The sequence below is a fragment of the Oceanobacillus halophilus genome (assembly GCF_003628505.1).
Classification (GTDB): domain Bacteria; phylum Bacillota; class Bacilli; order Bacillales; family Amphibacillaceae; genus Oceanobacillus; species Oceanobacillus halophilus.
Map to the genome: position 1 here is coordinate 514,978 of NZ_RBZP01000002.1, position 11,433 is coordinate 526,410.

The 11,433-nt window shown below is 39.0% G+C and carries 9 protein-coding genes and 2 rRNA genes; 4 read left to right on the forward strand and 7 right to left on the reverse strand.

The annotated features are described in order from the left end of the window. Window position 1 precedes the first annotated feature (1 nt). Complete coding sequence (locus D8M06_RS06345) at window positions 2-1,228, forward strand: amidohydrolase family protein (RefSeq protein ID WP_121203539.1); 1,227 nt, start codon at window positions 2-4, stop codon at window positions 1,226-1,228. A gap of 115 nt (window positions 1,229-1,343) precedes the next feature. Here D8M06_RS06345 and D8M06_RS06350 read toward each other — a convergent pair whose 3' ends face one another. From D8M06_RS06350 to D8M06_RS20405, 4 genes are all read right to left on the reverse strand, one after another. Beyond that, window positions 1,344-2,471, reverse strand: coding sequence for a glycerate kinase (locus D8M06_RS06350; protein WP_121203540.1), 1,128 nt, complete (start codon window positions 2,469-2,471; stop codon window positions 1,344-1,346). Window positions 2,472-2,622: 151 nt separating this feature from the next. Next, window positions 2,623-3,768, reverse strand: coding sequence for a S1C family serine protease (locus D8M06_RS06355; RefSeq protein ID WP_421904205.1), 1,146 nt, complete (start codon window positions 3,766-3,768; stop codon window positions 2,623-2,625). 5 nt (window positions 3,769-3,773) lie between these two features. Further along, complete coding sequence (locus tag D8M06_RS06360) at window positions 3,774-4,916, reverse strand: FxLYD domain-containing protein (protein ID WP_147404950.1); 1,143 nt, start codon at window positions 4,914-4,916, stop codon at window positions 3,774-3,776. Window positions 4,917-4,976: 60 nt separating this feature from the next. Continuing rightward, window positions 4,977-5,084 (reverse strand): zinc-ribbon domain-containing protein, encoded by a 108-nt coding sequence (locus D8M06_RS20405; protein ID WP_121203543.1) that lies wholly within the window; start codon window positions 5,082-5,084, stop codon window positions 4,977-4,979. 233 nt (window positions 5,085-5,317) lie between these two features. Between D8M06_RS20405 and D8M06_RS06370 the strand changes: the two genes are divergently transcribed. The 3 genes from D8M06_RS06370 (at window position 5,318) to D8M06_RS06380 (ending at window position 8,556) form a co-directional block, all read left to right on the forward strand. After that, the gene (locus D8M06_RS06370) at window positions 5,318-6,739 is read left to right on the forward strand and encodes an alanine/glycine:cation symporter family protein (protein WP_121203544.1); all 1,422 of its coding nucleotides are present in this window, start codon (window positions 5,318-5,320) and stop codon (window positions 6,737-6,739) included. A 170-nt stretch (window positions 6,740-6,909) separates the two neighbouring features. Beyond that, complete coding sequence (eutB, locus tag D8M06_RS06375; RefSeq protein ID WP_121203545.1) at window positions 6,910-7,914, forward strand: hydroxyectoine utilization dehydratase EutB; 1,005 nt, start codon at window positions 6,910-6,912, stop codon at window positions 7,912-7,914. Between the two features lie 459 nt (window positions 7,915-8,373). Next, window positions 8,374-8,556 carry a hypothetical protein gene (locus tag D8M06_RS06380; protein ID WP_121203546.1) on the forward strand — a complete coding sequence of 61 codons (183 nt, stop codon included), beginning with the start codon at window positions 8,374-8,376 and terminating at the stop codon, window positions 8,554-8,556. Between the two features lie 128 nt (window positions 8,557-8,684). On the opposite strand, the gene D8M06_RS06385 is transcribed toward D8M06_RS06380, so the two are convergent. The 3 genes from D8M06_RS06385 to D8M06_RS06395 form a co-directional block, all read right to left on the reverse strand. Continuing rightward, window positions 8,685-10,364 (reverse strand): peptide ABC transporter substrate-binding protein, encoded by a 1,680-nt coding sequence (locus D8M06_RS06385; RefSeq protein ID WP_121203547.1) that lies wholly within the window; start codon window positions 10,362-10,364, stop codon window positions 8,685-8,687. 730 nt (window positions 10,365-11,094) lie between these two features. Continuing rightward, window positions 11,095-11,209 (reverse strand): 5S ribosomal RNA (gene rrf, locus D8M06_RS06390). Window positions 11,210-11,334: 125 nt separating this feature from the next. After that, a 23S ribosomal RNA gene (locus D8M06_RS06395) occupies window positions 11,335-11,433 on the reverse strand; the annotation flags it as partial.

Below are 11,433 nucleotides of genomic sequence, written 5' to 3' on the forward strand. Positions count from 1 at the left end.
AATGGAAAATGCATACATTGTTTACGCAGGGAAACTAGTTACTGTAACGGAAGCTGGAACGATTTATAATGGAGCGATGGTCGTTCAAAATGGGAAAATTTCCGGAATAATGGACGGGAGTGTTGCTAGAAAATTACTACCATCTTTTCCAGTTCTCGATTTCTCCGATTACGTTGTAACACCATCTTTAGTCGACTGCCATACGCATCTAATGGAATTTGCACCAGCATCCTTATTCCCTATCACAAAAGAAACGCAATTAAACATGGGACGATCCATTATGATGAATGCACTCATGTCCGGAATAACGGCAATTGGCGAACAAATTTGCGGACATCCCAAAAGTTACTTTTCCATTAGGGATTATAAGAAGGCGGTACAGGGACTTCCCCTGGATATTTCCTTCGCTGCAACGAGCATATCGATAGGTCTAAAGGACTTAGCACACTTTACATCTGTAACGGAAGCTAAACCCGTCCAAAAGGATGACTTACTCAATCATCGTATTTTATTTGAAATGGCAGCACAAAGTGATTATCCTGGGGAGAACCTTTTTCTAAACGCTACTCCAGCAAATTTCACAGAAGATATGGTTCCACGAGCAGGTGAGATTATTTATCATGAAGAAGAATTGAAGGAAATTGTTTCAATCTTTCATAGTCAAAGAAAAAGAATCGGGGTTCACGTAGCAGGAGAGAAAGCAATTGATATGGCCATTCATAGTGGTGTAGATGTTCTGCATCATGCACATGGCATTTCGGACGAACAAATCGATAAAGCTTCCAAACTAGGCTTAAAAATTATCGCAACTCCCTTAGGTGGTACACATCTGGAACCAAACTCACCAGAAAACATTCTGAACCTTGTTCAACATGGGATAGAAACTTCTATTGCAACAGATGCCTATTTACCTCCTTATCCTGGAGCAGAGTGGTTACCTTTTGCTGACCACTCGTTAAAAGGACCTGAAGTCTTTATGGAGATTGCTCAGCCATCTATGAAAAAACTAAAAGAACATCGTTATGATGAAAATGAAATATTAGCACTTATAACCGCTAATCCTGCTAAAATATTAGGGAAAGAAAAAGAAAACCAATTTGGCAGACTCCGCAAACGAATGGACGCTAACTTCCTCGTAACAGAAGGTGTTCCAGGGCTAGAAATCACCGACCCAGAGAAAATAAGAAATATATTCTACCAAGGAAAAATGGTCATAGACAGAAGCTGAGGTGCCTGTCACTCCCCGATTTTTGTCGAATGACTGAAGGTGCCTGGCACTCCCCGGTTTTTGTCGAAGGGTTAATTTAGCACGTGCTCCATTCATATTGAACGGAGCACGTGCTTTATTTTTTAAGCGATTCCATTAAGTACATAATCTGTTTCGTCTGTCCATACAACAAATCCTGTGCATGCTCGATGCATTCCTCCAGTGTCAAAGGTTTATTGATAATGGAAAAACATCCTGAGAATCTATCTTGTAGTTTCTCTATATCTCCTGTTAAACTTCCCGAAAGTAAGATAACAGGTACCTTGTATTTCTTTGCTAACTGAGCCACATACCCTGGAGCTTTTCCGTACATTGTTTGTTCATCACTTTGACCTTCACCTGTAAATACTAGATCAGCTTGCTTTATATCATCTTCTAGTTTCATAGCCTTAGCCATTAATTCTGCACCTGACACAAGCTCGGCACCGATAGAAAGAAAGGCAAAACCAGTACCACCAGCAGCTCCTGCTCCAGGGACTTTCTTTAATGACTTACCGACTTCCGCTTCCACTAGATTCCCATAATGATCCAGTGCTTTATCATAAACAGGAATTTGATCAACGCTTGCACCTTTTTGCGGACCAAACACAACACTTGCTCCCCGATTTCCACAAAGTGGATTATCCACATCACAGGCCACTTTCATTTCAACTTGATACACCCTTGGATCGACATCTGTAAAACTGATTCTACTAACCTGTTGTAAATCATTTCCAAATCCACCAAGTTCATTTCCTCTTTCATCCCATGCTTTTACTCCTAGAGCCTGCAGCATTCCCAGACCACCATCATTTGTAGCACTTCCTCCAAGTCCGATAATAATGGATGTACACCCCCTATTAAGTGCATGTAAGATTGCTTCGCCTATACCAAATGTTGTAGTGTAGTCTGGATTTCTTTTTTTCTTAGGAACTTGCACTAGTCCTGCAATAGCAGCCAGCTCAATAACTGCCGTATGAGAATCAAGCATGGCATAATAACTTTCAATCTTCTCTCCTGTCGCTCCAGCGCATTGGATTACTACCTTTCTCCCTCTGCTAGATGCAAGCATCGCATCCATTGTACCTTCTCCACCATCTGCCATAGGCTTCATGGAAATCAAGTGTCCATTATCGATATCCGTGATCGCTCGCTTCATGGTTTTAGCTGCTTCCAACGCTGATAAACTACCTTTATAAGAGTCTGGTGCGAGAATAATATTCAAGGCTGCCCCTCCTTTTATTTTTTGGTGCCTGTCACTCCCCAGATTTTGTCGTTTTTTGTCAGAACCTTTTATTTTCTTTTCTAATTATACCATTTGTCTTATTTTATAGGAAAAGGAGAACTGGACGGACCAGTTCTCCTTTCATGAATATTTACTTAATCACTTCGCCCTCACCAGAAAGTATCTTTAACTCATCATTCTCATACCCGACCACATATTTCACCTTGTATTTACTATAGGATGTTAATCCATTATTGGTTTCTTCTGCCGTGATAAAGGCGGTAACTCCCACTTCATCGCCACTGTTTGCAGCGACGATGTCATCAATGAATACGGATTTCGTTTGCATGTATCCATCTCGGAAAGTTTCATAGGAAATATCGGATTGCCAATTACTCCCCAATAATGCATAGGCTGTGACATAATCTGCATAGTTTAAGCTTTCATAAAAATAATCAACCAAATAAATAGCCATATCTTTGTCTGCAGTATTATAGGAAGCTTCTTCATAATGCTTTTCATTTGCGCTTACCACGTTCGGCAAAGTAGTCATCGGTGTATCTGACCATCCTTCAATGAGAGAAAGCACATTTACAATCGGAATACTAAAGCCAATTGCCCCTTGATCAGACCCTGCAGAATTAATCCCTAATACTTCTCCAGTTTCCTGAAGAATCAGCGGACCACCACTATTCCCTGGTGCGATTGGTGCAGAGATCTGATAGACATCTTCATATCGATACGGCTCTAAATCTAAGTCACGTTCTACTCCACTGATAATTCCAGTCGTCACCGTTTTTTCCAAGCCAAAAGGGCTCCCCAATGCTAGAACTTCATCGCCCATCTCCGCCAAATCTTTGCTTCTGATTTTTAAAGGGTCCATCCCTTTAAGGCCGTCTACTCTCACAACCGCAACATCCACATCACTACTAATTCCTATTACTTTCCCAGAAAATTCATTTGAATCTGCAGTGGTAACGGTGACGTTCTCTACACCTGCAACCACGTGAGCATTGGTTACCACGTCTCCTTTGTCGTTAAATAAGAATCCTGACCCTAGTGATCCATCTGCCAATTCAATTTTCACGACACTTTTCTGCGTTTCATAAATAATTTCTTTAAGGTCTTTTGATTCGGTTTCCTTTGTTTGCACTGTTTCTTCAGCTAAGATAGTTGATGGCTCCTGAAGCTGATTTGGAACCGAATGACTAACATAGTAAACTCCAAAAGCTCCAACGCTCCATATGAATACGGTAAAAAACACACTGACCATCCATCGTTTCTGCAATTTACTCACCTTCCTTAATGGAGATACCATGTTATATTGTCAATCTCAACGGTTACCTCTTCATTAATAAAATAGACTATGTCTTCAAATGATCCTTGATCTCCTGGATTTAATTGATAAGGGTAAACGTAAGCCATTCCTTCATCATAATAAAGCCCATCTGCATCGTATAAGGTGTAGTAAATGGTCACATCAGAAATTCCTCGAGTAGCAACGTTACGAACGGTTCCATAAATATACACATCTCCGTATTCATCCATTTCTGTCTCAAATGTGATTACTTCCACTGCGGCTGTACGATTTTGTAAATCTTCTCTTGCTGCAGCTTCCATTGCCTGCTCGATACGCTCTTGTTCCGCTTGTTCAAAAGCTATTTCCTCTTGTTCTATTTTACTTTTTAATGAAAGGAGCTGCTCATCATCCGGTTTATATTCTAATCCTTTCGTTACAGTATCCAAAGCATCAGAAAACTGATTTTCTTCCAATTCTGCTGTTGCGTTATCGACAGTCATTTTTACTATTTTAGTCAAGATTTGTTCCTTTACTTCTTTTCCATCATCGGTAGATAAGGTTTCAATTACTTGTAATTTATCTTTCAAAGCATCAATTGTCGTTATATCATCGAGTTCTTGTTTAATCATTCCAATCTTCATACTGCTTTCTTCTGAGTCGATAAGCGTTGAAAAAGCCGTAAATAATGGACCAGATTGGACGTTGACTTTTTCTTTCAACTGAAATATCTGTGTTTCCGCGTTTTCATAATCCTTCTCTTTGATTCGTTTTTGAACTTTATCTATTTCGTCGTACAGACTTTTAGCCAACTGAATCTCTTCCAAATCTTTAGCAAGCACCTCATAATCAGGCCGTAGCTGGATAGCTTTATTCAAGGCTTCAACCGCTTCTGAGTAATCACCATCTAATGCAGCTTCTTCAGCCGCTTTTTGTAAATTCAACACTTCTTCATTAATATTTTTTTCATAATAGTAATAAGTGAGTAATCCAGTACTAACAAGGAAAAGGCTAATAATGGGAATCAACCATGCGAATTTCGATGTCAAACTTTTCTGTTTCTGAGGTGTCAGATTTTCTTGGCTAACCTCCTCATGAGTAAAATTATCAGTAGAAGTTGGAACTTCTGGTTTCTCTGAACGAGTCATATCTTTCGCGTCCGAAAGCGATGTTTCTTTATTTGGAGGTAACAATTCTGTTTCTTTACTTTACGTACCTTGTTTGTTGTCTGCAATAACTTTAGAACCACAATTCATACAAAAATGAGAGCCCTCTGGAATTGGTTCCCCGCAATGATGACAAATCAATGACAACATCCCCTTAGTGATTTTCGTCTTAATTAGGCAAAAAGAACTACTTTCATTCTATTATACTACTTTACCCACATAATGTAATTGGAAAATTCGAGAAGGTGCCTGTCACTCCCCGGGATTTGTCGAATTTTGTCAGAGTTGACTTTTTTAAAAATGTGCTTGATTAAAATTCTGTTTTAATCTTTTATTTTGGGTACACTAACTTGGTGTACATGTTTAAGGAGTGATTACCAGAAATGGAATTTATCGAGGGCATTGTTTCTTTATTAAATAATTTATTGTGGTCATATGTACTTATCATTATTTTACTGGGATTAGGTCTTTATTTCACGATAAGATCAGGATTTGTACAATTTTCGATTCGTGAAATGATTCGAGTGATTACAGATAAACGGGTATACACGGGGAGCAAAGGTAAAAACAGGAAGGGAACAAGCTCTTTCCAAGCTTTTGCCATAAGTGCAGCTTCTAGAGTCGGAACTGGAAATATGGCAGGTGTTGCATCGGCTGTAGCACTCGGGGGGCCTGGTGCGCTATTTTGGATGTGGCTCATTGCTCTTTTAGGCGCAGCATCAGGTTTTGTGGAGAGTACACTTGCTCAAGTTTATAAAGTGAAAGATAAAAACCTTTACAGAGGCGGACCCGCATACTATATCGAAAAAGGTCTAAAAAGCCGCTCATTAGGTGTCGTTTTTGCAGTAACTATCACTTTTACCTATGGGCTCGTATTTAATTCCGTTCAGTCTAATACAATTGGCTTGGCATTCTATGATCAATTTGCTGTAAGTCCCATTGTGATGGCGATTTTATTAACCATACTGACAGCTCTCGTCGTTTTCGGAGGAATTAGAAGCATTGCCAGTGTTTCACAAATCATTGTTCCTGTTATGGCAATCATCTACATTCTGTTAGCTGTTTTCATTTTGATCCTTAACATTGGTGCGATACCGGAGATTATTTCCATTATCTTTGCAAATGCGTTTGGCATAGAGCAAGTAGCCGGTGGTGGTTTTGGAGCGGCTATCATGATGGGGGTAAAACGAGGATTATTTTCCAATGAAGCTGGAATGGGTGCTGCACCTAATGCAGCTGCAACCGCAGATGTAACCCATCCCGTCAAACAAGGATTAGTGCAAGCACTTGGTGTGTTTTTTGATACATTACTAATATGTAGTGCCACGGGATTCATTATTATTGCAGCTGGTGGATTTGCAGGTAGCGATGTGGATGGAATCCAAATTACACAAGCAGCTTTTTCACAATTACTCGGAAATTGGGCAGGAGGATTTATCGCTATTGCCATTTTCCTTTTCGCTTTCAGTTCTATCTTAGGAAATTATTATTATGGAGAAAGCAATATTTACTACATCAAGGAAAGCAGAATGGCATTATTTGTATATCGGATCATTGTTCTAGTGATGATTATCTTCGGAACTTTAGCTTCTTTCGATTTTGTATGGGCTCTTGCCGATTTAACCATGGCGATTATGGCCTTAATTAACCTGTATGCTATTGCCAGACTCTTTAAAATTGCAAAAATCGCACTTGACGACTACCGCACCCAGCGAAAAGCAGGAAAAGACCCCGTCTTCCATCAACACACACTCCCTAATCAAGCTGGAATCGAAAGCTGGGAAACCAAAAAAAGATCACCCTAACGGTGCCTGTCACTCCTCGAATTTTGTTGCTTATTGTCGAATAGAAAAGAGTCATTCTATCAGGAATGACTCTTTTTATTATTAAATGTAACTCAAAATATAATAATTCCTGTATCGTATCTTGAATATATATGAATATAAAGCTAAAACATTCGAAAGGAGCGGTATAATTGTATAATAAAGGCTCTGACAATCAGAAAGCAAATCCCATTACGGTTCAAGACATCTGGAAAGCACATCAATCTATTCGACCTGTCGTGAAGAAAACGCCACTCATCTATTCCAAATCATTATCTACACAATATGGAGCAAATATTTATTTAAAATATGAACATTTACACGAGAGTGGAGCTTTTAAGATGAGGGGAGCGGTGAATGCCATCAACCAGTTATCAGAAAAAGAAAAACAGAAAGGAGTTACAACTTTTTCAACTGGAAATCATGGTCTTGCCGTTGCTTTAGCTGCTAAGAAACTGGGGATACCTTCTTGCATTTGTGTATCCAAAAACGTACCAAATGCCAAATTAGCAAGAATAAAAGAATTGGGTGCAACGTTAGAGGTTTATGGTGAAGGACAGGATGATGCAGAAAAACGTTGTTATGCGTTACAGAAGGAACAGGGGTTTACCGTCATACCGCCGTTTGACGATCCCAATATTATTGCTGGTCAAGGAACCATCGCTCTTGAGATTTTGGAAGAATTACCCACAGTAGATTGCGTTATTGCTGGGCTCTCCGGTGGTGGATTGTTATCCGGTATCGGTCTTGTCATGAAGCATACCAATCCAGATATATGTATCTATGGTATCTCTATCGAAAAAGGGGCGGCGATGCATGAAAGCTTAAAAGCCAAAAAGCCCATAACGGTCTCAGAATCTCCTACCCTAGCTGATAGTTTACTAGGCGGAATAGGCGCCAATAATACCTACACCTTCCCTATGGTTAAGCGCTATGCTGACAAATCCTTCTTAATTCCAGAAACATCTATTGCAAAAGGAATGGCTTATCTGTATCAAGAGCACGGTATCATTGTAGAAGGGGCAGCAGCGATTGGTGTCGGAGCTCTACTGGATAAGCATTTGCCATTGAATGAACAGTCGAATGTTGTGCTCATTGTAAGTGGATGTAATGTTGACTTAGAAGATCATTCACAGGCGATTATGAATTATATTTAGCCCTGCTGGTAATGAAGCTCGATTGGAAACTGATTACTTGGCAGAGATTCCTTTCATCGAGCTCCATTACCTTTCAGCGGTTCCATGTCGTTCATCAACTGCCACTTCCTTCATCGTCCTCCAAACACTTTTTTGTTATCACAACCGCAAACTTTGTCAAATTTAATCTCCAAAATATTATCTTTATTTGATAACCTTTCAACAAATTGATATTGTTCGCCTATTCACAGATATTCAGCGTTATAATGTAAATGGTTACATTTTTTCAATTATGTATTAAATTATCTTTCTGACTAATTAAAAAAAGAGGAGTGCATACGATGAAAGCAGCAGTTTGGTACGATCAAAAAGATGTTCGAGTGGAAGAACGTGAAGTAAAGCAATTGAAAGATACAGATGTATTAGTTTGAATTTAACCCTATCGTTTTAATGACTTCAGGTGTGAAATTATCCTCCTCTATGGGATATGAACCTGCTACATTTAAAAAATCTGTTGAAGTATTAATGGATGAAAGTATTAATGTCGAACCAATTATGACCAAAAAAATACAACTCGAAGACATTGTAGAAGAAGGATTCCATTCCTTATCCAACGACTTAAATCAAGCAAAAATCTTAATTGAATTAAGCGGAGGAAAATAAAAAACAGCTGGTGCCATCCAGCAGGTGCCTGGCACTCCCCGGATTTTGTCGAATAGCAAAAGTATTGTAATTCAAGAAAACCCAAACGACATTTATTACCGTTTGGGTTTTCTTATCTTCCATGACTACTATTCGTTTTCGACCACACTACCCCATTTATACTCATAAGTAGCTCCAAATGGATTTACATAAACACCTTGTAACTTATCAGAAACAAGCTGCGGAGTGGAGCTTTGATAAATAGGTGCGATTGCAGCATCTTCAAAGAGAATCTTTTCTGCTTCCAAGAAGGTTTCATATCGTTTATTTTTATCAGTCGCGTAGGTTGTAGCTACATCTTCCATTAATTGGTCATATTCCGTATTGGAATACCCCATTTTGTTGTTGCCGCCTTCTGTTACAAACAGATTCAAGAAGGTATATGGGTCAAGGTAATCTGGACCCCATGACGAAATTTGTATGTCATAATCCATTTTTGCATCCAAGTCTTTACGTTGTTCAAATGGGACGCGTTTTAACTTGATGCTCAAACCTGGAAGATTCGTTTCCAATTGGTTTGCCAGATATTCTCCCATCACTTTACTCTCTTCACTATCACTAGAAAGAAGTTCCAGTTCCACGGTATCTTTTCCAAGTTCACTTAATCCCTTTTCCCAGTATTCTTTAGCTGTTTCTGGATCATATGTAACAAGATCTCCATTGGCTTCTCGGAAGTCTTCTCCATCTGGAGTTGTTACAAAGTCTTGCGGAACAATACCATTTGCAACAAGTGAGCCATCATTTAAAATTTCATCTACTAAAGCTTGCTTGTTGAATGATCGGCTTATGGCAGCACGTACATTTTCATTTGCTAAATCTTCGCTATTCATTTGATTAAATTTCAAATAAAAAACAAATGTTTCTGGTACGACTTCATAATCTTCGTGTGTTGAATATTGATCGACAAGGTCTGATGAAAGGTCAGCACGATCTACTGTACCTTCTTCGTATAATCGGACAGATGTTTGTGGGTCTTTTACCACTTCAAATGTCAATTCATCTAATTGAACGGTCTCTTTATCCCAGTAGTTTTCATTTTTAACCAATTCCCACGAATTGCTTGTGCTTGTCCATTTTTCCAATGTAAATGGTCCATTGAAAAGTAAGTTTTCTGATGCAATCGCATAGTTATCAGCTTGTTCCTCTACAAAGGCTTGATGTTGAGGATAGAAAGTAGGAAACGTGGTAAGCGATTCAAAATATGGTGTTGGATTTTCCAATTCTACAATTAATGTATATTCTCCATCAGCTTCAACACCTAACTTTTCCACATCCATTTCTCCATTATTTATTGCTTCTGCATTTTTTACTACACCGTTCATCATATAAGGTCCGTATTCTGAGCCAGTATTTGGATCGACTGCACGTCTCCAAGCATAAACAAAGTCATTTGCTGTAACAGGTTCACCATTAGACCAAGCTGCATCCTCACGTAGTGTGAATGTCCATGTTAAACCATCCTCACTGACTTCATGTTCTGTTGCAATCCCCTCTACCGGATTCGCATCCTCATCTAGTCGATATAGACCCTCCATCGTGGCACCTAAAAATTGAAATGCATAAGAATCCGTTGCCATCGAGCTATCCATAGAAGGAATAATTTCTGCGTTTAACAAATGAAGAATCTGTTCTCCTCCTTCAGCCGTTTCGGAAGAGTTATCAGCTGATTCACCAGACTCATCGGATTCCTCAGATTGTCCACCACATGCTGTTAGCACAATTAGCAGTAAACCGAGTACCAACAACAATCCCCATCTTATTTGTTTCATATAAACGCCTCCTCTTGTTGTTTTATTAGAACCTCATTCTAATAAGTTAAAATAGTACACAATATAATTATTATACGAATAAATCAAGCAAAAAGTAAAGCAGGTACCCTTTAGGTGCCTGTCACCCCCCGAGATTTGTCGTTTTTTGTCGTTTATCTTATTAAGGTACCGTGGTTAAATTGCGCAAAGACTCATTTATCGTAAGTCTATGTAAAACAATGGTTTAAAAGGAATAAGGTTAGTGAGTATCATTTAAGGGTTTCCTCCATCAAATATTACTGCGATAAAGTTTTATCGTAAAATAGGAATTTGGTCGAGAAGTAGATGGAAAAGTAATTAGGATAGAAGGTCTTTTATAAAATTCAGTTCTTTTCTACTAGAAATCTTAATCTAATTTCTCTGATTGTATATCGTAATAGAATAGAAAAGTAGTAGTTAAAGAATGTTAAACTGAATGAAAAAACATTGATGCTTGCAGTTCTATCTGTAATTCTTTTTGTATCTGCACTTACATTTAAAATTATAAAATTGGGGTATTTTATATGATCGGGGAGCGTCTTTGCAGCGCTTATTATTTTATTTGTCAACAAAGGTGGTGGAAAGTCTGCTAGTCCCTGGGCGCTGGAGCTTGACGTGGCTATTCATGCTTGAAATCTACATCATGTCTAATTTTATAATTTCTGCCCATGAAAAAAATCCTAAGATTATAATAATCTTAGGATTTTGCTTTGCCTAGCGGCGTCCTACTCTCGCAGGGGGAATCCCCAACTACCATCGGCGCTGGAGAGCTTAACTTCTGTGTTCGGCATGGAAACAGGTGTGACCTCTCCGCTCTCGCTACTAGGCCTACATGATGTAGGTCGTTCGGTGTTGTTCACAGGACGTGAACGGTTTTAACCGAACATCCTTTACTTTCTAGGTTTGTACCCTAAAAACTAAATAAGAGTAACTCTAAGACATCTTGAAGAAGTTAGTTAAGTCCTCGATCGATTAGTATTCGTCAGCTCCACGTGTCACCACGCTTCCACCTCGAACCTATCAACCTCATCGTCTCTGAGGGATCTTACTC